At 59.9% G+C, this 25,240-nt stretch carries 29 protein-coding genes; 22 read left to right on the forward strand and 7 right to left on the reverse strand.

The annotated features are described in order from the left end of the window. Window positions 1-22 precede the first annotated feature (22 nt). The 7 genes from AC5YUO_RS06535 to guaA all read left to right on the forward strand — a co-directional run bounded on the left by AC5YUO_RS06535 (window position 23) and on the right by guaA (window position 7,093). Window positions 23-1,546 (forward strand): di-heme oxidoreductase family protein, encoded by a 1,524-nt coding sequence (locus AC5YUO_RS06535; RefSeq protein ID WP_496154662.1) that lies wholly within the window; start codon window positions 23-25, stop codon window positions 1,544-1,546. Next, window positions 1,546-2,667 (forward strand): imelysin family protein, encoded by a 1,122-nt coding sequence (locus tag AC5YUO_RS06540; protein WP_496154663.1) that lies wholly within the window; start codon window positions 1,546-1,548, stop codon window positions 2,665-2,667. Before AC5YUO_RS06535 ends, AC5YUO_RS06540 begins: the two co-directional genes overlap by 1 nt. Window positions 2,668-2,671: 4 nt before the next feature. Continuing rightward, a complete protein-coding gene (locus AC5YUO_RS06545; protein ID WP_496154664.1) occupies window positions 2,672-3,766 on the forward strand; it encodes a DUF1513 domain-containing protein in 1,095 nt (364 codons plus the stop codon). Between the two features lie 51 nt (window positions 3,767-3,817). Then, window positions 3,818-4,270 (forward strand): TspO/MBR family protein, encoded by a 453-nt coding sequence (locus tag AC5YUO_RS06550; protein ID WP_400818890.1) that lies wholly within the window; start codon window positions 3,818-3,820, stop codon window positions 4,268-4,270. Between the two features lie 78 nt (window positions 4,271-4,348). Continuing rightward, window positions 4,349-4,798, forward strand: a complete 450-nt coding sequence (locus AC5YUO_RS06555) for a PaaI family thioesterase (RefSeq protein WP_003520131.1) — start codon at window positions 4,349-4,351, stop codon at window positions 4,796-4,798. Beyond that, complete coding sequence (locus tag AC5YUO_RS06560; RefSeq protein ID WP_496154665.1) at window positions 4,795-5,433, forward strand: 5'-methylthioadenosine/S-adenosylhomocysteine nucleosidase; 639 nt, start codon at window positions 4,795-4,797, stop codon at window positions 5,431-5,433. The genes AC5YUO_RS06555 and AC5YUO_RS06560 overlap by 4 nt, the downstream gene beginning before the upstream one ends. Window positions 5,434-5,515: 82 nt before the next feature. Continuing rightward, the gene (guaA, locus tag AC5YUO_RS06565; protein ID WP_400818896.1) at window positions 5,516-7,093 is read left to right on the forward strand and encodes a glutamine-hydrolyzing GMP synthase; all 1,578 of its coding nucleotides are present in this window, start codon (window positions 5,516-5,518) and stop codon (window positions 7,091-7,093) included. Window positions 7,094-7,133: 40 nt separating this feature from the next. Here guaA and AC5YUO_RS06570 read toward each other — a convergent pair whose 3' ends face one another. Together AC5YUO_RS06570 and AC5YUO_RS06575 are read right to left on the reverse strand one after the other, a co-directional pair. Next, window positions 7,134-7,622 (reverse strand): hypothetical protein, encoded by a 489-nt coding sequence (locus AC5YUO_RS06570; protein ID WP_496154666.1) that lies wholly within the window; start codon window positions 7,620-7,622, stop codon window positions 7,134-7,136. 143 nt (window positions 7,623-7,765) lie between these two features. Next, window positions 7,766-8,344 carry a TetR/AcrR family transcriptional regulator gene (locus AC5YUO_RS06575; RefSeq protein WP_496154667.1) on the reverse strand — a complete coding sequence of 193 codons (579 nt, stop codon included), beginning with the start codon at window positions 8,342-8,344 and terminating at the stop codon, window positions 7,766-7,768. Between the two features lie 352 nt (window positions 8,345-8,696). On the opposite strand from AC5YUO_RS06575, the gene AC5YUO_RS06580 reads away from it, so the two are divergent. Continuing rightward, window positions 8,697-9,398, forward strand: coding sequence for a methyltransferase family protein (locus tag AC5YUO_RS06580; protein WP_496154668.1), 702 nt, complete (start codon window positions 8,697-8,699; stop codon window positions 9,396-9,398). A 91-nt stretch (window positions 9,399-9,489) separates the two neighbouring features. Beyond that, entirely contained in the window at window positions 9,490-10,206 is a 717-nt protein-coding gene (locus AC5YUO_RS06585) for a 2'-5' RNA ligase family protein (protein WP_496154669.1), read from the forward strand. Between the two features lie 201 nt (window positions 10,207-10,407). Here AC5YUO_RS06585 and AC5YUO_RS06590 read toward each other — a convergent pair whose 3' ends face one another. Next, window positions 10,408-10,575 carry a hypothetical protein gene (locus tag AC5YUO_RS06590; protein WP_003503889.1) on the reverse strand — a complete coding sequence of 56 codons (168 nt, stop codon included), beginning with the start codon at window positions 10,573-10,575 and terminating at the stop codon, window positions 10,408-10,410. A 237-nt stretch (window positions 10,576-10,812) separates the two neighbouring features. On the opposite strand from AC5YUO_RS06590, the gene AC5YUO_RS06595 reads away from it, so the two are divergent. The 3 genes from AC5YUO_RS06595 to AC5YUO_RS06605 all read left to right on the forward strand — a co-directional run bounded on the left by AC5YUO_RS06595 (window position 10,813) and on the right by AC5YUO_RS06605 (window position 12,976). After that, window positions 10,813-11,160 carry an ArsC family reductase gene (locus AC5YUO_RS06595; RefSeq protein ID WP_496154670.1) on the forward strand — a complete coding sequence of 116 codons (348 nt, stop codon included), beginning with the start codon at window positions 10,813-10,815 and terminating at the stop codon, window positions 11,158-11,160. Between the two features lie 12 nt (window positions 11,161-11,172). After that, window positions 11,173-11,649 carry a Cys-tRNA(Pro) deacylase gene (gene ybaK, locus AC5YUO_RS06600; RefSeq protein WP_496154671.1) on the forward strand — a complete coding sequence of 159 codons (477 nt, stop codon included), beginning with the start codon at window positions 11,173-11,175 and terminating at the stop codon, window positions 11,647-11,649. Window positions 11,650-11,737: 88 nt separating this feature from the next. Beyond that, window positions 11,738-12,976, forward strand: a complete 1,239-nt coding sequence (locus tag AC5YUO_RS06605; protein WP_496154672.1) for an aminopeptidase — start codon at window positions 11,738-11,740, stop codon at window positions 12,974-12,976. 6 nt (window positions 12,977-12,982) lie between these two features. Here AC5YUO_RS06605 and pecM read toward each other — a convergent pair whose 3' ends face one another. Then, a complete protein-coding gene (gene pecM / locus AC5YUO_RS06610; RefSeq protein WP_496154673.1) occupies window positions 12,983-13,846 on the reverse strand; it encodes a 4-hydroxybenzaldehyde efflux transporter PecM in 864 nt (287 codons plus the stop codon). A gap of 81 nt (window positions 13,847-13,927) precedes the next feature. On the opposite strand from pecM, the gene AC5YUO_RS06615 reads away from it, so the two are divergent. From AC5YUO_RS06615 to AC5YUO_RS06625, 3 genes are all read left to right on the forward strand, one after another. Next, window positions 13,928-14,428 (forward strand): MarR family winged helix-turn-helix transcriptional regulator, encoded by a 501-nt coding sequence (locus AC5YUO_RS06615; protein WP_400816149.1) that lies wholly within the window; start codon window positions 13,928-13,930, stop codon window positions 14,426-14,428. 108 nt (window positions 14,429-14,536) lie between these two features. Next, complete coding sequence (locus AC5YUO_RS06620; RefSeq protein WP_400816147.1) at window positions 14,537-15,244, forward strand: FadR/GntR family transcriptional regulator; 708 nt, start codon at window positions 14,537-14,539, stop codon at window positions 15,242-15,244. A gap of 57 nt (window positions 15,245-15,301) precedes the next feature. Further along, window positions 15,302-16,504: a mandelate racemase/muconate lactonizing enzyme family protein gene (locus AC5YUO_RS06625; RefSeq protein ID WP_496154674.1), complete on the forward strand. Its 1,203-nt coding sequence runs from the start codon at window positions 15,302-15,304 to the stop codon at window positions 16,502-16,504. On the opposite strand, the gene xseA is transcribed toward AC5YUO_RS06625, so the two are convergent. Next, window positions 16,505-18,103: an exodeoxyribonuclease VII large subunit gene (gene xseA / locus AC5YUO_RS06630; RefSeq protein WP_496154675.1), complete on the reverse strand. Its 1,599-nt coding sequence runs from the start codon at window positions 18,101-18,103 to the stop codon at window positions 16,505-16,507. A 189-nt stretch (window positions 18,104-18,292) separates the two neighbouring features. On the opposite strand from xseA, the gene AC5YUO_RS06635 reads away from it, so the two are divergent. Further along, the gene (locus AC5YUO_RS06635; protein ID WP_496154676.1) at window positions 18,293-18,535 is read left to right on the forward strand and encodes a hypothetical protein; all 243 of its coding nucleotides are present in this window, start codon (window positions 18,293-18,295) and stop codon (window positions 18,533-18,535) included. 12 nt (window positions 18,536-18,547) lie between these two features. Continuing rightward, the gene (locus AC5YUO_RS06640) at window positions 18,548-18,919 is read left to right on the forward strand and encodes a GtrA domain-containing protein (RefSeq protein WP_496154677.1); all 372 of its coding nucleotides are present in this window, start codon (window positions 18,548-18,550) and stop codon (window positions 18,917-18,919) included. Here the strand turns inward: AC5YUO_RS06640 and AC5YUO_RS06645 are convergent. Further along, a complete protein-coding gene (locus tag AC5YUO_RS06645) occupies window positions 18,916-19,899 on the reverse strand; it encodes a Gfo/Idh/MocA family protein (protein ID WP_496154678.1) in 984 nt (327 codons plus the stop codon). The two genes, AC5YUO_RS06640 and AC5YUO_RS06645, sit on opposite strands and share 4 nt — an antisense overlap. A gap of 180 nt (window positions 19,900-20,079) precedes the next feature. On the opposite strand from AC5YUO_RS06645, the gene AC5YUO_RS06650 reads away from it, so the two are divergent. The 4 genes from AC5YUO_RS06650 to AC5YUO_RS06665 all read left to right on the forward strand — a co-directional run bounded on the left by AC5YUO_RS06650 (window position 20,080) and on the right by AC5YUO_RS06665 (window position 23,127). Beyond that, entirely contained in the window at window positions 20,080-20,640 is a 561-nt protein-coding gene (locus AC5YUO_RS06650; protein WP_496154679.1) for a cysteine hydrolase family protein, read from the forward strand. Continuing rightward, window positions 20,640-21,623, forward strand: coding sequence for a GlxA family transcriptional regulator (locus AC5YUO_RS06655; protein ID WP_496154680.1), 984 nt, complete (start codon window positions 20,640-20,642; stop codon window positions 21,621-21,623). Before AC5YUO_RS06650 ends, AC5YUO_RS06655 begins: the two co-directional genes overlap by 1 nt. 108 nt (window positions 21,624-21,731) lie before the next feature. Then, the gene (locus AC5YUO_RS06660; RefSeq protein WP_496154681.1) at window positions 21,732-22,682 is read left to right on the forward strand and encodes an aldo/keto reductase; all 951 of its coding nucleotides are present in this window, start codon (window positions 21,732-21,734) and stop codon (window positions 22,680-22,682) included. Window position 22,683: 1 nt separating this feature from the next. Further along, entirely contained in the window at window positions 22,684-23,127 is a 444-nt protein-coding gene (locus AC5YUO_RS06665) for a GNAT family N-acetyltransferase (RefSeq protein WP_496154682.1), read from the forward strand. Here AC5YUO_RS06665 and AC5YUO_RS06670 read toward each other — a convergent pair whose 3' ends face one another. Further along, window positions 23,128-24,018 (reverse strand): LysR family transcriptional regulator, encoded by an 891-nt coding sequence (locus AC5YUO_RS06670; RefSeq protein WP_496154683.1) that lies wholly within the window; start codon window positions 24,016-24,018, stop codon window positions 23,128-23,130. It lies immediately after the preceding gene. A 171-nt stretch (window positions 24,019-24,189) separates the two neighbouring features. On the opposite strand from AC5YUO_RS06670, the gene AC5YUO_RS06675 reads away from it, so the two are divergent. Next, a complete protein-coding gene (locus tag AC5YUO_RS06675; protein ID WP_496154684.1) occupies window positions 24,190-25,191 on the forward strand; it encodes an aldo/keto reductase in 1,002 nt (333 codons plus the stop codon). Window positions 25,192-25,240 lie beyond the last annotated feature (49 nt).

Below are 25,240 nucleotides of genomic sequence, written 5' to 3' on the forward strand. Positions count from 1 at the left end.
TACTCCCATCCGCCCTATTGTCATGCAATTTTTGCTGCCGCCGATCCGCAAGCCATTCTTCTTCGCCGGGGCAGCCTGCCTTGTGGCGTCGATGGCGCTTGCCGAACCGCTGCGTGACGATCTGACGGAGAAAGATCGAAGCCGCGTGCTGGCCGTTACCGCGCCAACGGCGGATTTTACCAGGCCGGAAGCTTTCGAGGCCATGTCCGGCGGAGCGACGACCAGCGCCAGCAAGGCCGATAGCAACGCATTTTCACATCCTTCCGCCACCATGCCGCCCGAGCGGAAGCAGGATTTCAAGCTCGGCAACGCGCTGTTCCAGAAGCTCTGGGTCTCCTCCCCCTCTTCCACACAGGCTTCGGACGGGCTTGGGCCGCTGTTTAATGCCCGGTCCTGCCAGACCTGCCATGTGAAGGATGGCAGGGGCCGCCCGCCCCTTGCCGGGGAAGATGCCGTCTCGCTATTTCTGCGGCTGGCGCGGCCGGCCCGAAATGAAGCCGAACGACAGGCCATTGCCAGCCACCAGACCTTAAATTTTCCCGATGAGACCTATGGCCGGCAGCTTCAGAACCTGGCCATTCCCGGCCTTGCTGCCGAAGGCAAGCCAGTCATCACCTATAGGGAAGAGCCGGTTCAACTGGCGGATGGCGAAGTGGTAATGCTGCGCAAACCCGACTATGCCGCGGCGAATCTGCAATATGGCCCGCTTGGTGCCGACACGACACTTTCTGCGCGCATCGCCATGCCCACTCTCGGGCTTGGCCTGATCGAGGCCATTGCCGAGGCCGATATTCTGGCCAAGGCCGACCCGGACGACAATGATGGCGACGGCATTGCCGGGCGTCCCGCATGGGTCAAAGACCATCGCACCGGCGAGGTGAAACTCGGGCGGTTTGGCTGGAAAGCGCAGAATGCGAGCGTGCGCGACCAGAGCGCCAGCGCCTTCTCCCACGATATCGGCATTTCCACACCGGATGCGCCGAATGCCTATGGCGACTGCACGGACATCCAGAAGGACTGTCTTGCCATGCCGACCGGCGTGCAGCCCCGGCTCGGGCCGGTGGAGGCGCCCGATCCGGTTCTCGATCTCGTGACCTTCTATACCGAAAACCTCGCCGTGCCGCGCCGCCGCAATGTCGATGATCCGAGGGTTCTGCAGGGAAAGCAGCTTTTCTACGCCGCCGGATGTACGGCCTGCCACACCCCGAAATTCGTCACCCGCCGCGATGCCGCCGACCCCATGCATTCCTTCCAGCTGATCTGGCCCTATTCCGATTTTCTGCTGCACGACATGGGCGAAGGACTTGCCGACGGCCAGCAGGTGGGCGAAGCCAGCGGACGGCAGTGGCGAACCCAGCCGCTCTGGGGGATAGGCCTCACGCAAAAGGTCAATGGCAACGGTTTTTACCTGCATGACGGGCGGGCGCGCAGCCTGACGGAAGCGATACTGTGGCACGGCGGCGAAGGGCAAAAAGCGCGTGACGCCTTTGCCGCCTTGCAAAAATCCGACCGGCAGGCTTTGCTGGCTTTTCTGGAGTCCCTTTGATGAAAAATGCCATGCGAAAAATTTCCGGTCTCTTTTCCGTGTTGCTACTCTTGGCCAACCAGCCGGCAATGGCGCAGGACGTGGAATTGATGCCGCCGCCGCCACTCGACCCGGCGCAGGTGCGGAGCGTTATGGAAAAAGCGGTGAACGGCTTCATCCGTCCCGGCTATGACCACTTCCGGCAGTCGGCGGAGACGCTGGAAGGCCGCATGAAAGCTTTCTGCACCGCTCCTTCCCAAACGACAGAGGCGGCGGCCAAGGCAGCCTTTGCCGATACGGTGTCAAGCTGGTCCACCATCGAGATCGTGCGTGTCGGCCCTGTCATCGAGAAGAACCGTTTCGAACGCGTGCTTTATTATCCCGACAAGAAGGGTCTCGGGCTGAAACAGGTGCAGCGTTATCTCGCCGAAAAAGATGAAAGCGTCACCAATGCCGATGGCCTGAGCGGCAAGAGCGTTGCGGCGCAGGGGCTCGGCGCTCTGGAGTTCGTGCTTTACGGAACCGGCGCGGAAGAGCTGCTCAACAGGAAGGGTGATTTCCGCTGCCGCTATGGCGCTGCCATCGCCGGCAATATTGCCAATGTGGCGACGGAACTTTCCGACAGCTGGAATGCACCTGACGGCGCGCAGAAAAACTGGACCGAGCCCGGAGCGGACAACCCCGTCTTTCGCGACGAGCGCGAGGCGCTAGTTGCCCTGCTTGGCATTCTCGTCCATGGCTCCGAAGCCATTCGCGACCAGCGGATCGAAACCTTTTACAAGGGACCGGACAAGGCAAGATTTCCCCGCACCGCCATTTATTGGCGCTCCGGCCTGACATGGCAGAGCATTTCCACCAATATCAAGGCGGTTCAGACCCTGCTGCACACGGCGGATATGGTCGAACTCGTCCCGCCCGATCAGCGCTCCATCGTCAACTCCATCGACTTCATCGCCAAATCGATGATCCGCGTTGCCGGGACAATCGATACGGATGTGCAAAAGGCGCTGGATCAGGACGATCAGCGCGCCAAGGTGGATTATCTGCTGCTCAATGGCAAAGACCTGATCTACCGCTTGAACGATCAATATGGCGGCGCGATCGGCCTCAGTTCCGGCTTTTCCTTCGCCGATGGGGACTGAGCCGATGATATCAGGCACCAAACGGTTGCTGATAGATCGGCGCAGCTTCATCAAGGCGGCGGGCGTTTCCTTCCTCGCCGCGCTTGCTCCCCGTTCACTTTATGCGCTTGAACGGACAGACGCGGTCTTTGCCTCCGCCTTCCGCGCCCGTGACGGATCCTACGGCATTGCGACGGTGAGCGAGGGCGGCGAGATCATCGACCGCGTCGCGCTTCCCGCCCGCGCCCATGGAATGGCGACAAACCGCGCGACCGGTATGACAGTGGCCTTTGCGCGTCGGCCCGGCACCTTCTTCATGGCCTTCGACCCCGCGCGGCGCCGCGAACCGATCGTGATGCACACGCCGGAAAACCGCCACTTCTACGGTCACGGGCAATTCTCCCCTGACGGGGCAATCCTCTATGCCAGCGAAAACGACTTCGACGGCAATCGCGGCGTTATCGGGCTCTATGACGCCCGCAACGACTTTGCCCGCATCGGCGAATATGATGCGCATGGCATCGGCACGCATGATATGACGGTGAGCGATGACGGGCGGCTGATCGTGATCGCCAATGGCGGTATTGAAACCCATCCGGATTTCGACCGAACCAAGCTCAATATCGACAGCATGCAGCCGTCCCTCGTGCTTCTGGACGCCGTGACGGGTCAATTGATCCAGAAACACGCCATGCCGGACCGGCTGCGGCAGCTTTCCACCCGCCATGTCGATCTCGGCGATGACGGGCGCATCTGGTTCGCCTGCCAATATGAGGGACCGCGCAACGATCTTCCGCCGCTTGTCGGCCATTTCTCCAAGGGTGAAGATCTCACCTTTGTCGATCTGCCGGAAGAAACGACGGTGCGCCTTGCCAATTATGTCGGGGCCATCGCCGTCAACCGGCGCGATGGGCTGGTGGGCCTGACATCACCCAACGGCAACGCCGCCGTGACGCTGGATGCAAAAAACGGGCGTGTCGTTTCCGAGACGACCGTGCGGGAAGCCGCAGGCGTCGCGCCCGCCGCGAGAGGCATTGCGGTTTCTTCCTATGACGGATTTTTCGAGACCCTGCGCAGCGACGTGGCGTGGGACCAGCACATCGTGCGTCTGTCCAGCTAAAATACTGAAAAGACACGGGAACAAAAGCCCGGCCGGCGCATTGGACGGGTCATGAGAAACCTTGCCGTCCATGTTGTTTTTGTGGTTGCTGTTGTTGCCGTGGGGGCGCTGATCGGCGTCAACAATGTGCCCGGCGAATGGTATCAATCGCTGCAGAAGCCGTTCTTCAATCCGCCCAACTGGATTTTCGGGCCTGTCTGGACCGCGCTTTACGTACTGATCGGCATTGCCGGCGCGCGGACATGGATCCGCAAGCCGATGGGAACGCGCATGCGGCTGTGGTTCACGCAGATGGTGCTGAACTTCCTGTGGTCGCCGATCTTCTTCGGCATGCAAAGCCCGGCAGGTGCACTCGTCATCATCATTCCGATGCTGATCTGCATCATCGCCTTCGTGGCACTTACCTACCGCCGTGACCGCATATCCATGTGGCTTTTCGTGCCCTATGCCCTGTGGGTCGCCTTTGCCACGGTGTTGAACGCAAGCATCGGCATGTTGAACTAAATCCCTGCGCCGCCCTTGCGTTGCCTGCCGCCACGCGCCATGTCAGTTTGCGATGAGGCAGAAGCAGGCAGGTAGGCCATGGAGATCACGGATCCCGGCGATTTTCGTCAGCGGATAGAACGAAGCTTTGCGCGACAGGGCGTGGTGCAGGCGATTAACGCCGAGATCAGCCGTATCGAACACCGGCTGGTGGAAATCGAGCTGCCTTTTCATGAAAAGCTGACACAGCAGCACGGCATCTTGCATGCCGGCGTCATCGCCGCCGGTCTGGATACGGCCTGCACCTATGCCGCCTATACGATCATCGAGCCGGAAGCCTCGTTGCTGACCATCGAATTCAAGGTCAACCTCATGTCGCCCGGACGTGGCGAGCGGTTCCTGTTTCGCGGTGAAATCATCAAGCCCGGCAATAACCTGATCGTCGCCGATGGCCGCGCTTATGCGCTTTCCGACGGGCCGGCAAAGCTGATCGCCTCGATGACAGGCACGATGATGGTGGTGAAGGGGCGTGAGGATATTACCGGATGAGCTACCGGCTTTTGCATGTTGCGAATAAATCCGTCCTCTTCGTCATGGCGGCTTCCCCCGAATACGGCCCTCACCTTCAGGCACGCATTGCACCGCTGATGACCGGTATCGGCCCGGTCGAGGCAGCGATTGCGGTCACGGCCGTTCTTGCCGGTCTCGATGCGGCCGATCACCTGCCCGACCTCGTCGTTTCGCTCGGTTCCGCCGGTTCGCGGACGCTGGAGCAAACCGGCATCTATCAGGCGATTTCGGTTTCCTATCGCGACATGGACGCCTCCGCCTTCGGTTTCGAAAAGGGCTGTACGCCGCTGCTTGATCTGCCCGCCGAAGTGGCCTTGCCTTTGCGAATACCTGAAGTTGCCGAGGCGCGGCTTTCCACGGGCGCCAATGTCGTCTCCGGCGAGGCCTACGGGCTGATCGACGCCGATATGGTGGAAATGGAAACCTTTGCGGTTTTAAGAGCCTGCCAGCGTTTCGGCGTGCCTCTCGTCAGTCTGCGCGGCATTTCCGATGGCAAGGTGGATGTGAACCATGTGGACGACTGGACGGAGTACCTGCACATCATCGATGAAAAGCTGGCGGATGCCGTCGACCGGCTTTGCCGCGCCATCGAGGAAGGCGTAATCGCCCTCTGAACCTTGTGATTTTCGCAAATTTCCGCTGTTTGACGCCCGCTTCCGGGTTGCCTAAAGCCGCCATTTTCTTTAAAGGCTCGCCATGACCCAGATAGCCCATCCCGACAGCATTCTCATCATCGATTTCGGCAGCCAGGTGACGCAGCTGATTGCGCGCCGCATCCGTGAAGCCGGGGTCTATTGCGAAATCCACCCGTTCCAGAATGCCGCAGAGGCCTTCGAGAAGCTTCAGCCGAAGGGCGTGATCTTCTCCGGCGGCCCCGCATCTGTCACGGCGGAAGGCAGCCCGCGCGCACCGCAGGCGGTGTTCGACAGCAAGGTTCCGATCCTCGGCATCTGCTACGGCCAGCAGACGCTCTGCACGCAGCTCGGTGGTGTGGTCGAGGGTGGCCATGCGGCGGAATTCGGCCGTGCCGATATCGACATCAAGAAGGCAAGCCCGCTTTTCGAAGGCTTCTGGGAACAGGGCAAGAGCTATCCCGTGTGGATGAGCCATGGCGACCGCGTGACGAAGCTGCCGGACGGTTTCGAGGTCATCGCGACCTCCGAGAACGCACCTTTCGCCATCGCCGCGGACGAGAAGCGTCACTACTACTCCACCATGTTCCACCCGGAAGTGGTGCATACGCCAGACGGCGGCAAGCTGCTCTCCAATTTCGTGCACAAGATCGTCGGGCTGAAATCCGACTGGACGATGGCGGCCTATCGCGCCGAGATGATCCGCAAGATCCGCGAGCAGGTCGGCACCGGCCGCGTGCTCTGCGCGCTTTCCGGCGGCGTCGATTCCTCGGTTGCGGCCATCCTCATCCACGAGGCGATCGGCGACCAGCTGACCTGCGTTTACGTCGACCACGGCCTGATGCGGCTTGGCGAAAGCGAGCAGGTCGTCGGCATGTTCCGCGACCATTACAATATTCCGCTTGTTCATGTTGACGCCGCCGACCTGTTCCTCGGTGAACTGTCGGGCGTTTCCGATCCGGAAGTGAAGCGCAAGACCATTGGCCGCCTGTTCATCGAGGTCTTCGAAGCCGAAGCGGCCAAGATTGCCGCCGATGGCAAGGGAGCACCGAATTTCCTCGCGCAGGGCACGCTTTATCCTGACGTCATCGAGAGCGTCTCCTTCTCCGGCGGCCCCTCGGTCACCATCAAGAGCCACCACAATGTCGGCGGTCTTCCCGAGCGCATGAACATGCAGCTCGTCGAGCCGCTGCGTGAACTCTTCAAGGATGAAGTGCGCGCGCTGGGCCGCGAACTCGGCCTGCCGGAAAGCTTCATCGGCCGTCACCCCTTCCCCGGCCCGGGTCTCGCGATCCGCTGCCCCGGCGCGATCACCCGCGAAAAGCTCGATATCCTTCGCAAGGCGGATGCGATCTATCTCGATGAAATCCGCAAGGCTGGTCTTTACGACACCATCTGGCAGGCCTTTGCCGTGCTGTTGCCGGTGCAGACCGTCGGCGTGATGGGCGATTACCGCACCTACGACTTCGTCTGTGCGCTGCGCGCCGTGACCTCGGTGGATGGCATGACGGCGGATTTCTATCCCTACGACATGAATTTCCTCGGCCGCGCGGCGACCCGTATCATCAACGAAGTGCGCGGCATCAATCGCGTCGTCTATGACGTGACGAGCAAGCCGCCCGGCACGATCGAGTGGGAATAGGACTATACCTCGACACGGTCCGATAAATATGACGCCGCGACTAGTTCGCGGCGTTTCTGTTTTGTCGTGTGAGATAGATCATCTGAGCCGTCAGGCCCACGACGAGGATCGCCAGCAACCCGGCCTGGACACCGAGAAGCGGCGGCGATTTCAGGTCCGTAACCAGCGGGTGACCGTCCGGAACACGACGCAGGATTTCGCTCACCGTCGGGACCATCAAAAGAAATGCACTGATGCTGAGACAGATGGTTTCAATATATCTGGCAATGCGCGTTGAACCCAGAACGCGTTCGATGCCGTAACCTGCAAGCAGGAACAGGATGGTCAGGACGCCGACGCCATAACTGATCGGCTGATGCGCCACGAGGAAGACCGTGGAAGCGCCGATCAGCATGGAAACAAGATAGAGGTTGCCCGGCGCTGATCGGGGAACAATTCGACCGTGGCGGGCAAACATGTAGATGGCGGCGGGAATGGCTGGCAGGCTTCCAAGCGTGTGGATCCAGCCGAGCGGAGAAATTCCGAACATGAGAGATTACCTTTCTCGTCCAAAGGACGGGTTGGTCCGGGAAGCAGACCGTCATCGACAAATCTGCCAGCTTGATGCCGTCTAATTTTTTCGGTGGCATGCCGCTCGGGCCACGCGTCCATCTGTCTCGCGAAGCTCCGATTTCAAGCGGTCATGCGCTCCAGCATGGGACGGGTTATTGCGCCAAAAGTCGTCGCATCACCGTGGGCACGGGCGGAGAGCATCGCGCCGTGAACGGTGGCCATGAAGATTTCAGCATTGGTTCTGGCAGACCCGGTCAGCGCGAGGCGCCCCTGTGCAACACCACGTTCCAGAACGGCGGTGAGCCAGTCGGAGAGGCTTCGGAAATGCGCGCGCACTTCAAGAGCGACCGTTTCAGGAAGAACCGGGATTTCACTGGCGAGTAGAGCACAGACGCAGAAGGGATGCGTAGCCTCGGCGATGCAGCCCTCCCAATAGCCGATATAGGCGCGGAGCTGTTCGAGCGGGTCGGAGATGTTTCGTTCCAGTTCGGCAATACCGGCTTCCGCCTCCTGCCTGTATTGCGCAACCAGTTTTTGGACCAGATCGGACTTGCTGGGAAAATGGTGGTGAATGCTTGCATTGCGAATGCCGACCACGGCGGAAATGTCGGCATAGCTGAAACTGTTATAGCCACCCTTTATGATCAGGGCGCGTGCGCAGCGAAGAATTTCATCAGCCTTGGTCTGGGGATTTTTCATAGGCATCACCTACCAACTAATAGGTAGAATGTCAACACCGAGCGGTTTTGCCTATAACCGCTGACAGGAGCTTCCCGGAAACCGCGTGCGCGCGGCGCATATGGCGGGACCCATCGACGATCGATGGCGGTTGATCGATGCCCCGAACAGCGGCGAACCGTCCCGGTCCGGGCGCCAATGTCGGGCGGTTGACAAGCCCGGATGCCGCTTGCACGTTTGACTTTCTGCCCTTTTTCGCCAGTATTTCGACCGTCTTCGCAGAGTATCCTCGGTCCGGCATGGCTTCAGGCCGCTGCAACGCAGTCCGTTAGGAGAGGCTACGTTCGCCTGCGAAGGATAATGGGAGGAGCCGATGACACACGATGCCGATCCAAAGCCAATGTCACGCTCCGCGGCGATCCTCTACGCCATTGTTTCACCGCTCAGCCTGATGGCCCTGATTTTTCTGCCTGCAGGCCAGATTGGCTGGTGTCCGGGCTGGGTTTTCGTCGCGGTCGTGGTCGCCGCCTTTGGCCTTTCGGCGCTGGTATTGGCGCGTGTGAACCCGGTCATTTTCCGCGCGCGCAGCCGGTTCCAGCCGGGCACCAAGAAATGGGACCTGTTCCTCGTCACCGGTATCCTTCTTGCTTTTTCCGCCGAAATCCCGGTCGCGGCACTCGATGCCGGCCGGATGGGGTGGTCCGCCGTGCCGATCTCGGCCGTCCTGCTTGGGTATATCCTGCTTGTCGGCGGTATTGCGGTTACGGCCTGGGCCCAGGCCGTCAATCCATTCTTCGAGCCGGGTGTCCGCATCCAAAGCGAGCGCGGGCAACGGGTGATCACGTCGGGGCCATACCGTATCGTGCGCCATCCCGGTTACACGGCCGCAATCGCCATGTTCACCGGCATACCGCTCGCATTGGGTTCCTGGGTAGCTTTGCTCCCCGCCGCTTTGGCCATCGCCCTGCTGATCCTGCGCACCGGCTGGGAAGATCGTCTGCTTCAGGCAGAATTGCCCGGTTATGCTGACTATGCCCGTGAAAGGCGCCATCGCCTGTTTCCCGGCATCTGGTGAGCACCACATGGCTATTGTTCTCTTTTTGTTCTTTTAATTCTTACCGGTGATGATAATATCGCGGCCCTGGCATAGGCCGTGGAGCATCGTCATGGGTTTCGAGTTAGCAGATGAAGGAGGTTCACGGCAGCTTTTCTTCGAAGGGTGTGAGCCGGAGAAAATACGGCGTTTCAATCCGCGATTTAGCAGCAAACTCTTGATCACGGTGAAACCACCTGCAGCTCTCGCGGAGCGAATTTTTGCCGATGCGTCGCGTCATGCCGCAGGGCGGACGAAACGTGAGGCCTATCCGCAGGAACTTCTGCATATAACCCTGCTCTGTATCGGATGTTTCGAGACCGTGCCTCAGGGGCTGGTAAATCGGCTGCGAGCGGTACTGGGGGAGATCAAGGCGCGACCCGTTCCGATCACCTTCGATGGATCGTCGCTTTTCGGCAATCGCAATAGTCTGGTGCTGCGCAGCAGCCGTGAAATGCAGGAACTTAAGGCCTTGTCGAAGATGGTGCAGCGCGCCCTTTGGCGGGCAAACCTGCCCTATGTCGTCGCGCCGTCGTTTACGCCGCATCTCACCATGATCTATGGCTGCGGGAAAATCGAGTTGATGCCGACGGAAAAGCCCTATAGCTGGCTGGCGGGGAGCTTCGAACTGGTTTTCAGCCACAATGGCGAAACACGACATGAGTCGCTTGGGCGCTTCGCACTTTCGCCGAAAGCGGACTGTTATGAGCGGCCTGAAAGCCAGCTACATTTGCCGGAAAAAGTAATCGGACGCTCGAAACGACAGACGCAAAGGCTGGCGGTACGATAATCTGCATCCGAAGCGACATAGCGCTTCCACGCCGACAATTATTTCCGAATTCAATAATGAAAACGACACGGGACCTTGTTGTGCAAGTTCTGGGCGCTTTTCGCACCATTCGCACATCCACCGCGTCTGTCGAAAACCGAACCGGTTGTCGACCCTGAGCGCAAGCGAGGCGATATCGCCTCGCAACGGATAATGACCAGCTTAGAGCTGTACCTTGTCGAAAGCCTTGCCGTCGATGCCGAGGGCTTCGAGATCGGCACGGGCGGGCTTGCGATGTGCGCGAACAGCGGCCGAAACCGAGAGCGCTGCACCGAGAACGGCGAAAGTTTCGCCGAAGAAGTTACGCGATGTCTTTGCAACCTGACGCATTTTTCTCTCCATCTTTGATGCCCAGATAATGGGCATTTCCGGCCCGTTCTACAACTCATGATGTAGCAGGGAAGCCATGCAGCTTTGCTCGCGCTCGTTTGGATATCAGCCATTGCGATTTTGCATGGCTTCAGCACCTCGGCGGGACAAATGCGCAGAGCACGTTCACGGGCGGGTTGAATAAGACGGATATTTTGTTATGCCGGAAGTGCTTTTAGAGATGAAGAGGCAGAAGGCATGACGGTCACGATTTACGGCATCAAGAACTGCGACACGATGAAGAAGGCCAGAAGCTGGCTGGAAGCCAACAGCGTCGACTATTCTTTCCATGACTATAAGGCGGCCGGCATCGACCGCGCGCATCTGGAAACATGGTGCGATGCCGCGGGCTGGGAAACGGTTCTCAACCGGGCCGGCACCACCTTCAAGAAACTGGATGACGGCCAGAAGGCCGATCTCACCTGCGAGAAGGCCATCGGGCTGATGCTTGAGCAGCCCTCGATGATCAAGCGCCCCGTGCTGGAGGCGAAGGGCAGGATAACCGTCGGTTTCAAGCCTGAAACCTACCAGACCCTTTTTGCGTGAACGCAGCCCGCCATGTCCAAAACGACCCGCGCCACCCAGATGCTGACGAAGGCCGGCGTTGCCTTCACCACCGTCACCTATGACTACGACCCGAATGCCGATCGGATCGGCCTGCAGGCGGCCGAGGCGATCGGTGAGGCCCCGCATCTGGTGCTGAAGACGCTGATGGCGGAATTGGACGGCAAACCGGTCTGCGTTGTCGTCCCCTCGGACCGAGAGGTCAGCATGAAGAAGCTGGCCGCTGCCTTCGGAGGCAAATCCGCCAGCATGATGAAGCCTGCCGATGCGGAACGGGCCACCGGTTACCATGTCGGCGGCATCAGCCCTTTCGGGCAGAAGAAACAGGTGCCGACGGCCATCGAAGCCGGGGCCATGGCGCATGATTATGTCTACATGAATGGCGGGCAGCGTGGCTTGCAGGTGAGGCTTTCGCCCCACGATGCCCAAACGGCGCTGAAGGCCATTGCCGCGCCGCTGGTCGCCGATTGAAGCGCAAGGGGCGCGCCTGAAAGCATTTGGCTTTCGGAAGGAATGGGCTATGGTCGGCGCCTCCGATTGAAATAGACGAAGGCAGATCATGACCGCTTCCCCCATCGATCCCGTCAAACTCGAAAAACTGGCCGAAGTCGCCGTCAAGGTCGGCCTGCAATTGCAGAAAGATCAGGATCTGGTGATTACCGCGCCGCTGGCAGCCCTGCCGCTGGTGCGATTTTTGACCAAACACGCCTATATGGCGGGTGGCGGACTGGTCACCACCTTCTATTCCGATGAGGAAACCACGTTGGCGCGCTATCGCCATGCCAGCGACGCCAATTTCGACCGGGCTTCCGGCTGGCTTTATGAAGGCATGGCGAAGGCCTATGCCAATGGCGCGGCGCGGCTGGCGATTGCCGGCGACAATCCCATGCTGCTGGCCGAACAGGACCCGGCCAAGGTGGCGCGCGCCAACAAGGCCAACTCCACCGCCTACAAGCCGGCGCTGGAGAAGATTTCCAATTTCGACATCAACTGGAACATCATCTCCTATCCGAACCCTTCCTGGGCAAAGCAGGTCTTTCCGGATGTGACGGAAGACGAAGCGGTCCGCAAGCTCGCGGATGCCATCTTCGCCGCATCGCGGGTGGATGTGGCCGATCCGGTGGCGGCCTGGGCGCAGCACAATGCCAACCTTGCCAAACGTTCGGCATGGCTGAACGGCGAGCGCTTCTCCGCGCTGCATTTTACCGGCCCCGGTACGGATGTGAAGATCGGCCTGGCGGACGGCCACGAATGGCATGGCGGCGCCTCCACCGCCAAGAACGGTGTCACCTGCAACCCGAATATCCCGACGGAAGAAGTGTTCACCACGCCGCATGCGCTGCGGGTTGACGGTTACGTTTCTAGCACCAAGCCGCTCTCACATCAGGGAACGTTGATCGACGATATCCAGGTGAAGTTCGAGGCTGGCCGTATCGTCGAAGCCAAGGCTTCCAGGGGTGAAGCGGTGCTGAACAAGGTGCTCGATACCGACGAAGGAGCGCGGCGTCTTGGCGAAGTGGCGCTGGTGCCGCATTCCTCACCGATTTCGGCAAGCGGCATCCTGTTCTACAATACTCTGTTCGATGAAAACGCCTCCTGCCACATCGCACTTGGCCAATGCTATTCGAAATGCTTCCTCGACGGCGCTTCGCTGTCGCAGGATGAGATCAAGGCACAGGGCGGCAATTCTAGCCTGATCCACATCGACTGGATGATCGGTTCCAACAAGGTGGATATTGACGGTGTGAAGCCGGATGGCTCCACGGTTCCGGTGATACGCAAGGGTGAATGGGCCTGACGACACCTATCGCGGCAACTGGCTGCGCTGACTGAGCCAGATGCTGAAAAGCACCGCAACGAAACCGGCGATCTGCGCTGGCGCGAGGCTTTGGCCAAGCGCCAGCCAGCCAAGCAGGGTTGCAACGACCGGGCTTAGAAAACCGAGCGATGCCGCGGCGGACGGTTCGATGCGGGCAAGCCCGCGAAACCACAGGAAATAAGTCAAGGCGGCACCGATAATTCCTAGATAGGCCATGCCGAGAATATTGGCCGCTGTCGGCGTCGGAAGGGCCGGCTCCAGGAAACAGGCGACGGGCAGCAGCAGAATGCCGCCCGCCGTCAATTGCCAGGCAGTGAATGTGAGGTTCGACACCGGCGGTCGCCATTTGCGGGTCAGCACCGTTCCAAAAGCCATGGATACGGCGCCGGCAAGACCCGCGGCCACACCGATACCATCCAGCGCAGCACCCGGCGCCAGAACCAGAAGCGCGACGCCGACAATGCCCAGAAAACCGGCCGCGATGGCCAGCGGCCGGACGGGTGCCGCGAGAAACAGCCGGGAAAGGCCAATGACGATGAGCGGCTGGACTGCGCCCACAGTGGCCGCCACGCCGCCCGGCAGCCGATAGGCCGAGACAAAAAGCATCGCCCAGAAGAACGAGAAATTCAGCGCCCCCAGAATGAAGCTGCGCGGCCACCAGATACCTTGCGGCAGCCTTCTCACGAAAAGCAGCAAAAGCACACCGGCCGGCAATGCGCGCAGCATCGCGACATGAAAGGGATAGCCGTGCGGCAAAAATTCGGTCGTGACGAAATAGGTGGTTCCCCAGATGGCGGGGGCAAGGGCGGTCACCAGCACATCGGCGGCATAGGTCGTATTTTTCTTCATTTCAAGAATCTCTATATCAAGATAAATGCAATCTAGCCGATTTTATCTTGACGTCAAGATATCAATTGTTATGCCTTGGTGATGAGCAAAGAACCGCTGGACCACGTCGACCACATTCTGGCGCAATGGCGCAGGGAGCGACCCGATCTGGATGTCGGCCCCATGGGGCTGCTCGGGCGCCTGAACCGTCTCAGCACCCATCTCGGCCGGGAGGTGGAGGCGGTGCTGCTGAAGCACGGGCTTTCCTCTTCCGCTTTCGATGTGCTGGCGACATTGCGGCGCTCCGGCTCACCCTACCGGCTTTCCCCCGGCGATCTCCTGGCCATGACGATGGTGAGCTCCGGCACCATGACCAACCGGATCGACCAGCTCGAAAAAGCCGGACTGGTGGAGCGCATCCATAACCCGAACGACCGGCGCAGCGTCTTGATATCTTTGACGGAACAGGGGTTTGCCATTGTCGAGGAAGCGGCGGGCGCTCACGTCGAAAACCAGCACCGCCTGGTCGCCGGTCTCAGCGAAGAAGAGCGTGCGACGCTGAACCAGCTGCTGAAACGTTTTTTGCGGGATTTCGAAGAATAGGCTTTTTCGGCCGAATAAACACACAAGGGCTTCGTGATGGCGCTTGTTTCGCGCCCAAAAACCCTGTAAGCAATTCTCCATAAACCTGTACTACAGGTTGGAGGAAAAATGTATAACGCCATTTCAAATGAATCCGGTCTCGTCAGCAGCACGATCGGCGCGATCACCCGTCACATCAGGGAAAACGAACTTGCGCCCGGCGCGAAGCTGCCCAGCGAGCTTTCGCTCTCGCAGCAACTCGGCGTTTCGCGCACTGTCGTCCGTGAGGCTTTCCGGTCTTTGTCGGCCATGCGGCTGATCGATGTCAGCGCCGGCAAGCGCGCAACGGTGGCGACGTTGGATCATGGCGCCATGTCGCTGATGTTCGAGCACGGCATTCATACCGAACAAATCAATATCCAGCAGATCTACGATGTGCGCCGCACGATCGAAGTCAGAACCGTGACGCTCGCGGCACTCAGGCGGACGGATGCGGAAGCACTCACCATTCTCGACCACGCCAACAATATGGAACGGGATTTCGGCGACAATGACAAGGTCATGGAACACGACCTTGCCTTTCACCTCGCCGTCGCCAGGGCCTCCAAGAACCCGGTTTTCGAACTCATTCTCGGCGCTTTCCAGAACGTGACGCGCCAGACATGGCCAATCGGCTGGAAAAGCCGCACATCCGATGCGCAGCGCCATGCCGCAAGCGAGCTTCACATCGCCATAGGGCAGGCCATTGCCGCCGGCGATCCGCAAACAGCCTCAACGCTGATGGCGCGGCATTTCGATGAAAGCGTGCACGCACTTCTGGCCGCCGGCATCGCCTGATTTTTCAAACACCGTTCCATACGGAGCACGACCTGCCTCTGGAGGAGGAAACACTTCATGAAAATCACGAAACTCGAGACCGTCCGCGTGGCGGAACGGACGAACCTGCTCTGGGTTCTGGTCCATACCGATGAGGGCATTACCGGGCTTGGCGAAACCTTCTTCGGAGCGGAGACGGTGGAGACCTATGTGCATGAATATATCGCGCCCCGCGTGATCGGTCGCGATCCGCTGCAGATCGACCTTCTGGCGCAGGACCTTGTCGGTTATCTCGGTTTCCGCTCATCGGGCGCGGAAGTGCGTGGCAATTCCGCCTTCGATATCGCGCTGTGGGATATTTTCGGCAAGGCCACCAACCAGCCGATCGCCCAGCTTCTCGGCGGCTTCAGCCGCAAGGAAATCCGCACCTACAATACCTGCGCGGGTACCGAATATATCAAGAAGGCCACAGGGCAGCAGACGGCCAATTACGGCCTCTCCAGCGGCAAGGACTATGACGACCTCAACGGCTTCCTGCACCGCGCTGACGAACTTGCCCACTCGCTGCTGGAAGACGGCATCACGGCCATGAAGATCTGGCCCTTCGATGCGGCGGCGGAAAAGACGCGCGGGCAATATATTTCGATGCCGGACCTCAAAAGCGCGCTTGAGCCGTTCGAAAAAATCCGCAAGGCGGTGGGCGACAAGATGGATATCATGGTGGAGTTTCACTCCATGTGGCAGCTTCTGCCCGCCATGCAGATCGCCAAGGCTCTCACCCCCTACCAGACCTTCTGGCATGAAGACCCGATCAAGATGGACAGCCTTTCCAGCCTGACGCGTTATGCCGCCGTTTCGCCCGCGCCGATTTCCGCATCGGAGACGCTTGGTTCCCGCTGGGCTTTCCGCGATCTCCTGGAAACGGGTGCGGCCGGTGTGGTGATGCTCGACATCAGCTGGTGCGGCGGGCTTTCGGAGGCACGCAAGATCGCTTCCATGGCGGAAGCCTGGCATCTGCCGGTCGCCCCGCATGATTGCACCGGGCCAGTGGTGCTCTGCGCCTCCACCCATCTGTCGCTCAATGCGCCGAACGCGCTGGTGCAGGAAAGCGTGCGCGCCTTCTACAAGACCTGGTATCGTGATCTCGTCACCGCATTGCCGGAAGTGAAAAACGGCATGATCACCGTGCCGCCGGGGGCCGGCCTTGGCATGGAGCTGCATCCAGATATCGAAAAGACCTTCACCGTCAGCCGGCGTTTTTCGGATGCTGCATCGATCTGATCAGAACAGGCTGCCCTGATTGCTAGGGCCGGAAGAAGCCGGTTTCGCCGGCTTCTTTTTTGACACTACGGGAGTGTCAGGGGATGGCGCACCCTCTCCCGTTGTAATGGCCGAGACGCGGCCATCGGCAAATTCCATCGATACCACCGCACCGGAGGCAATGGCCGCTGCACGCGTCAGCGGCCGGTTTTCCTCATCGCGGATCACGGCATAACCGCGCTTCAGCACGTTTTTATAAGACAGCGATTGCAGGATGCGATCATGGGCGGCAAGGCCCGCACGGTTCTGCGTCATGCGGTGCAGCACGGCTGTGTCGGCACGGCGTGCGGCGGTGATGGTGCGTTCCTTCTGCCGCTCCAGCTGGCCGAGCAGACGGGCGGGAAGCGAACGCAGCGCGGAATCGAAGGCATCGACACGGCCTTTTCCCCGCAGCAGACGGCGCTCCACCAGGGCCTCTGCCCGGTGCATGCGCTCGGCAATCCGTTGTCTGTGCTGTTTAAGGCCGTTCAGCAGCGTTTCAGGCCTGAGACCCGAGGTGGACCGTTCGAAGGTGCGGCGCTTGTTGAGGGTTGTCATTTCCAACCCGCGGCTGAGACCGCTCGCGGCCTCGTCGAAACGGCGGCGCGGCAGGGCCAGAAGCTGATCGAGAGACGGCAGCGCGCGCACCAGCGCACGCACACCCTGACGGCGATTGTCCATCTGCCGCGATACCGAGCCTGAAAGACGCGCGGCAAGTCCAGAGAGCTGCGCTTCGAGTTCCGCCCGCACCGGCACCGCCATCTCGGCAGCGCCCGTCGGTGTCGGCGCGCGCACATCGGCGGCGTAGTCGATCAAGGTCGTATCGGTTTCATGCCCGACGGCGGAAATCAGCGGGATTTCGCTTTCGGCAGCCGCACGCACGACGATTTCGTCGTTGAAGCTCCAGAGGTCCTCCAGACTGCCGCCGCCACGCGCGACGATCAACACATCCGGCCGCGCAATTTCGCCACCGGGCTTCAGCGCGTTGAAACCGCGAATGGCGTTCGCCACCTCCTCGCCCGAGCCTTCGCCCTGCACCTTGACCGGCCAGACGACGACATGCACGGGAAAACGATCCGAGATGCGGTGAAGAATATCGCGAATGACCGCGCCGGTGGGCGAGGTGACGACACCGATGACATGCGGCATGAACGGCAGGCGACGCTTTCGGGCCGGATCGAACAGCCCTTCCGCCGCCAGACGCCGGCGGCGGTCTTCGAGAAGCGCCATCAGCGCGCCGGCACCGGCCGGTTCGAGGCTTTCTATGACGATCTGATATTTCGACGAGCCGGGAAAGGTTGTGACCTTGCCGGTGGCGATGACTTCCATGCCCTCTTCCGGGCGGAACTTCAGCCGCGAGAAGGTGCCTTTCCAGATCACCGCATCGATACGGGCGCGATCGTCCTTCAGCGAGAAATAGGCGTGTCCGGACGAATGCGGCCCACGATAGCCAGAAATTTCACCGCGCACCCGCACCTGCTCGAAAGCCGTCTCCACCGTTCGCTTGATGGAACCCGACAGTTCGGACACCGAGAATTCGGCAAGATTGCTCAATGCTGCGTGGGAGAAGATATCGCTCATGCCCGTTTGTAACCAAAACCCGTCGATTCGGAAATGCCGGCACCGGCACGCCCCATTTTAACGACGATGAAACCATATCCTCAACTAACGAGTTAGGAAAATGGGGATTGGAGGAGAAAACAAGGGTTCATTAGGGAAGACGGCGTTACGTCTTGCCCCAGGCCCGGCAACCAAAGAGGAGGCGGCATCATGATTTTTCTTACCGCCACAGTGCTCGGCGTAACCGCAGTTGCGCTCCGTTCGGTTTTCAGCATCGTTTTTATCTGCATGATGATTATCGCCGCCTATGGCGTAGCGATCGCACTTTCTTCGGCGGCAGTGCCCTTGATGTCGCTGCTTCTGGCACTCGCCGGTTACAATTTCGGCGTCGTGGGTGTCGTTATCAGCCTTCTGGTGCTGCAGCGCCCGCGTTCCACCCAGCCTACGCTTTAAAAGCTTACGGCCTTGAGGCTTCCGCATTTTGCGCTGACCGAGATTTGTGGACTGGCCGCTGACCTTGCCGTTACCTGCCTGCTTATTTTCTATCTCGGCGTTGATCCGCTGGCAGCCCGTTTGCCGGGCGCAGCAGCAGGGCTTGCAACAAGCTGGCGGCTGAACCGTGCAAATGGTGAGGAATCAGCCAGGCTGAACAGCTTTCTGACGAATGCCGTCACACTCACCTCACGCATCGTCAGCGTCGGGCTGTTTGCCCTGCTGCAGTGGCGTAACCCGCTGGTGCAGCCACTCGTCCCGCTTGCCTTTTCAGCACTCGCGGCACTGGCGTTGGCGCTTTACGGTTATTGGCGGCTTCAAAAGCAACGGCAAGATCAGGATTAAACCGCTTCCCAGCCATCCTTTTCCGCCGCCCGGTAGATAGCGTCAATGAAAAGCTGGTTTTTCCTCGAGCTTTCCAGCGTGACGACGTCACCCTCACCCTTCGCCGCCCGGGCAAAGGCCTCCGCCTCCAGCTTATATTGGCGGCTATCCTGAAACCGGAAGATTTGCGACTGGTTATGGGCCTGATTGGTCAGCTCGACCTCTTCCGCACCCCAGCGATTGGCGTTAAAGGGCGACTTGACCTCGATGTAGCCGTCCGTGCCATGGAAAACCATCAGTTGGCGGGCGGCAAGCTGGGTCGCCAGATAAAAGCTCAGTTCGAAATCACCGAAATCGGCCCTGACGCTGGAATAGATATCGGTGCCGAATTCACTATCGCGCTCGACGGTCGCCTGCACGCGTTTCGGCTCCGCATTCGTGGCAAAGCGGGTGACGATGGTCGGGTAGACGCCGATATCGGGCAAGGCACCGCCACCCAGTTCGGGAATATTGCGCATATTGCCGGGGTCGCGATTAAAATAGCTGAAAGCACCCTGCACATGCTTCAGTGTCCCGATCGCGCCCGAGCCCAACAATTCCTTCACCTTCGCCCAGACGGGCGCATAGGTGACCATGAAGGCTTCCGAGATGACAACGCGGTTGCGGTCGCGCGCGGCAATCAGGGTGTCGATTTCCCCTGCCTTCAAAGCAATCGGCTTTTCGCACAGAACATGTTTGCCGGCATCGGCCGCCTTGATGGTCCATTCCACGTGCTGCGATGTGGGAAGCGGAATGTAAACCGCGTCGATGACATCAGATGCCAGCATTTCCTCATAGGAGCCGAAAGCATGAGGCACGGAAAAACGATCCGCAACCGCGCGCGCCTTGGCGAGATCCCGGCTGGCGATGGCGCTGACCACGCAGTTCTGTGTATCCTGTATCGCCGGAATGACGTGATCCTGGGCGATTTTCGCCGTTGAAATTATTCCGAAGCGCAGCATTCCATTCTCCCGCTCTGCCATCCATCGGAAACTTACCACCGTCACGCCTGCTGACAAGCCGCAGGTGCTTGATAGAATCAGAGATGGCTGAATTTGTCCTCTCTTTGTCGGGATATCTGCTTTTCTCCCGACCTTATAGAGAGAATTATGCTATGCATGAACCTAATGGAGAAACATGAAATGTCCTCTTCCCATACAGCACTGCTTGTTATCGACGTTCAGGAATCCTTTCGTCACGCCCCCTATTTCGAAGAAAGCGAGCTTGCCACCTATCTGGAGAAGCAGCAGGCGCTGATCGACGGCGCCAAAACTGCGGGCATTCCCGTTGTGCAAATCTTCCATGTCGATGGCGACAAGGCCTTCTCGAAAGACAGCGGCTATATCCGTGCACTGGACGGGGTGCGGATTACCCCTGATGTCACCTTTCACAAGAACCGCCATTCGGCCTTTGCCGGCACCGGCCTCGAAATCTGGCTGACGCAGAAGGGTATCAACCGGCTGATCGTCTCCGGCATCCGCACCGAGCAATGCTGCGAAACCACCACCCGCCACGCTTCCGATCTTGGCTACAGCGTCGACTACGTTACCGAAGCAACACTGACTTTCCCGATGACACATGCGTCCGGCACCGTCTTCAGCCCGGACGATATCCGCAAACGGACCGAACTCGTGCTTGCCGGCCGCTTCGCGCGCATCGTCACCGTCAACGACGCGCTTGCCACGGCAAAAGAGGCAGCCTGATGGACAAAGGCGGCACGCGCACCATTCCCTTTTATACGCTTGTGCCGCCACATGCGCTGTTGCTAGACATTGCCGGTCCGCTCGAAGTGATCCGTTATGCCAACGGCGAACAGCAGGACATCAATTTCGTCTGCCACTACATTGCCGTGAATGGCGAACAACAATCCTCAATCGGCCTCGGGCTCTCCGGGCTGGAGAGCTTGCCCGCGAGCCTGCCGGAAAATGCCTTCCTGCTGATCTCTGGCAGCACGTCACGCTTCGACAACGATCCGGAGACACGGCGAGAGCGGCAGGCACTGGCGGCATGGTTGCGCCGTGCGGTGCGCCCCGACACAACGGTCATTTCCATCTGCTCCGGCGCCCTGCTGGCGGGCGAAGCAGGACTTTTCGACGGGCGCAACTGCACGACCCATTCCGATTGCGTTGAAGGGCTGCGTCGCATCGCGCCGCTGTCCCAGGTGGCCGAGAACCGCCTTTTCGTCGAGGATGGCAACCGTTTCTCAAGCGCCGGCATTTCCACCGGCATCGACCTGATGCTGCATGTGGTGTCCCGGCTGACATCCCCGGCCGTCGCGGCCCGTATTGCCAAAACCATGGTCGTTTATCTCAGGCGCAGCGGCAGCGATCCGCAAATCTCCCCTTGGCTCACTGGCCGCAATCATATTCACCCAGCCATTCATCGGGTTCAGGACCGTGTGATGTCGGAGCCGGCGCAGGACTGGTCGCTGGAGCGGCTGGCCGATATTGCCGCGCTCAGCGAAAGGCATCTGTCGCGCCTGTTTCGCGAGCATACCGGCATTAGCGTCATCGACTACGTCAACCTGATGCGGGTCAATCTCGCCCGTGACATTCTCACCAACAGCCGTCTCGATATGGAAGCCATTGCCGAACGGGCGGGTTTTGCATCGGCCCGGCACCTGCGGCGGGTGTGGCAGCAGCACAATCGTTACCCGCCCAGCCATTATCGCGGTTTTCAGGCCTGATTGTCGCAGCCCTCCCGCCGCCTGATGAATGCCATCAAAGGAATTGAATGGTTATGTCGGCAGGCAGTTGCTAACCTTGCCACCAAGACAGCAACAGGAGCATTCCCCGTGGAAAAACGAAGCCTCGGCCGCACCGGCCTCTCCATCGCCCCGATCGTCTTCGGTGGCAACGTGTTCGGCTGGACAGCGGATGAGAAGACTTCCTTTGCCCTGCTCGACGCCTTTTTCGATGCCGGGTTCAACGCCATCGACACGGCGGATGTCTATTCCGCCTGGGTAGACGGCCATGTGGGCGGCGAATCCGAGGCGATCATCGGCAAATGGCTGAAGCAGTCGAGCGTCAGGCGTGAGGATGCGGTGATCGTCACCAAGGTCGGTTTCGACAATCGCGGACAGAAGACGGGGCTCAGTGCCAAGTGGATCGTGGAAGCCGTCGAAGCTTCGCTGAAACGGCTGCAAACCGACTATATCGACCTCTACCTCGCCCATAAACCGGATACGGAGGTGCCGCTGGAAGAGACGCTTGCCGCCTTCGCAAAGCTGAAGGAGCAGGGAAAAATCCGCGCCATCGGCTGCTCCAACTATTCCGCCAGCCAGCTTCAGGATGCGCTGGACACGGCTGCGAAGAACAATCTTCCCCGCTACGATGTGCTGCAGCCGGAATATAATCTCTATAACCGCGCGGATTTCGAAGGTCCGCTTGCCGATCTTTGTGTGAAAGAAGAGATTGGCGTCATCAACTACTACAGCCTCGCTGCCGGCTTCCTGACCGGGAAATACCGCGCCAAGGCCGATACGGAGGGTGTCGCCCGCAGCTATCGGGTCGGCGAATATGTCAACACGCGCGGCCTTGCCGTTCTGGGGGCGATGGACGCGGTGGCGGTGGAGACCGGCGCCAGACTTGCCGATATCGCGCTGGCGTGGCTTTTGCGGAAAAAGGCGATAACCGCGCCGATTACCAGCGCCACAAGCCTGTCCCAGCTTGAAAGCTTCAAACGTGCCGTCGATCTGAAACTGACCGACGAGATGATGACGCTTCTCGACAAGGCGGGCGCATAAGATGGAACTTACAATTCGTGACGCTAAGCCGGCTGACCGGGCGGAATGGCTGCGTCTCTGGAACGACTATCTCGCCTTTTACGATGTCGATCTTGCCGATGATGTCACCGACCATACCTGGGCGCGGATTCTCGACCCTACATCCCGCGTCGCCATGCGTGTGGCGCTGCTCGGTGATCGCATGGCCGGTTTCGCCATTCACCACTTCCATGATTCTACCTGGGTGAAGACGCCCGACTGCTATCTGGAAGACCTTTTCGTTGATGGTGAAATCCGCGGCAAAGGCACCGGCCGGGCGCTGATGGACGATCTTATCGCCATCTGCAAGGAGAAGGGCTGGTCGCGGCTTTACTGGAACACCGGCGAAGACAACCACCGCGCCCAGAAGCTTTACGACAGCTATGTGAAGAGTGACGGCCATATCCGCTATCGCATCACCTTCTGATCATCCCCGGAAACGGAAGAAATCCACGAAAGCCCTCAGCGCCGGGCGCATCTGCCGGCGCGAGGGATAATAGATATAGAAGCCGTCGAAGGGCGCGCACCAGTCCTCCAGCACGCGGATGAGCCTGCCCTCCCTGATATCGTCTTCGACGCGCTGCTCGAAAACGAAGGCCAGCCCTGCCCCATCGATTGCCGCCCGACGAATAAGGCTCTGGTCCGACAGGATCAAAGGCCCCTGGACATCGACCACCAGCGGCTTGCCACTCTTCTCCAGTTCCCAGCGATAGATAAGGCCACTGGCGAAACGACGGCGGATGCAACGGTGCCGGATGAGATCCCTGGGATCGCGCGGCGGAGGGTTTTCCGCGAAATAGGATGGAGCACCAACAATGGCGCCGCGCCAGGCGCCGCTGGCTTTCACCGCAATCATATCCGCATCGAGGTGTTCCCCGAGCCGCAGACCGGCATCGAAACCCTTCGCGACAATATCTTCGAAACGATCATCCGTTGAGATTTCGAGTGAAATATCGGGATAAAGCCGCAGGAATTCGCCCAACCGGGGCACGATGAGATCCTCGGCGGCCAGTCTCGGCAAGGTGATACGCAGGGGGCCGGCCGGTCTTCCGCCCTGTTCCGCCAGCGTCTCGATGACCGCGCCGATATCGGCGAGCGCCGGACCCAATGTTTCCAGAAGCCGCCTGCCCTCCTCCGTCGGCGAAACGCTGCGGGTGGTGCGGTGAAGCAGGCGCAGGCCAAGGCTTGCCTCCAGCGACGACACCGCATGGCTGACGGCCGACGGCGCAATGGCGAGTTCAGCCGCGGCCTTGCGGAAGCTGCGGCCTTCGGCAACGGCGGCGAGAACGGCCAGCTGGGAGAGTTGCACACGGTTCATTGTTCTAAATGATAGAACAAGCCGAGCGGATTTGCAGCGATTATCTTTGCCACCACCAGGCGTTATGTTTTGCCCGTACCCACTCCCAGGGGTATATTCAGCGTCTTGGACACATGCTCGGCCCAAACCACGGGACGGTTTTCAAGGCGTGCTCTGACAAAGGACAGGCAGATGAAACACAGAATTCTCGGAAAAGACCTCTCCGTTTCCGCACTCGGACTTGGCTGCATGGGCATGAGCCATGCCTATGGCCCTTCGAATGATGAAAGCGGCTCCATCGCGACGCTGCATCGCGCCGTCGAGCTTGGCGTCACATTGTTCGATACGGCGGAAGTTTATGGCCCGTTCAAGAATGAAACCCTCGTTGGCAAGGCTTTGAAGCCCTATCGCGACCAGGTGACCATCGCCACCAAATTCGGTTTCCGCATCGATGGCAGCAAACCTTCGGCGGAGATGATCCAGGGGGTCGACGGCTCGCCGGCAAATGTTCGTGCCGTTGCCGAAGCCTCGCTGAAGAGGCTGGGTGTCGATGTCATCGACCTCTATTACCAGCATCGTGTCGATCCGGATGTGGCGATTGAAGAGACGGTCGGCGCCATGGCTGATCTGGTGCGGGAAGGCAAGGTGAAGGCCCTCGGCCTTTCGGAAGCGAGCGCGGCGACCCTTCGCAGGGCGCATGCCGTTCACCCGATCGCGGCCATTCAGAGCGAATATTCGCTATGGACGCGCGATCCCGAAGAAAATGGCGTGCTGGAAACCTGCCGTGAACTCGGCATCGGTTTTGTGCCCTTCAGCCCGCTCGGCCGCGGCGCTTTGACGGGTGCGCTGAAATCCCTCGATGGGCTTGCGCCCGACGATTTCCGCCGCAGCCTGCCGCGCTTCCAAAGTGAAAACTTCGATGCCAATCTGGCGCTCATCCAGCTGCTGGAGGACATGGCAGCCGAAAAAGGCGTTACCGCCGGCCAGCTTGCGCTCGCCTGGGTTCTGGCGCAGGGCGATTTTATAGTACCGATCCCCGGCACCACAAAAATCGCCAATCTGGAGAAAAACGTGGCGGCGGCGGACGTGTCGCTGACGGCCGACGAAGTCGCCAGCCTCGGCGCATTGCTCTCTCCGACGAAGGTTGCGGGGGAACGTTATCCGGAACGCATGACCCGATTGGCCAATCGTTAAAAACAAAAAGCCGCGGCAACCGCCGCGGCTTTTTTCATTCCGTAAGCTG

It is taken from the genome of Agrobacterium sp. LEGMi-208b (assembly GCF_059511785.1).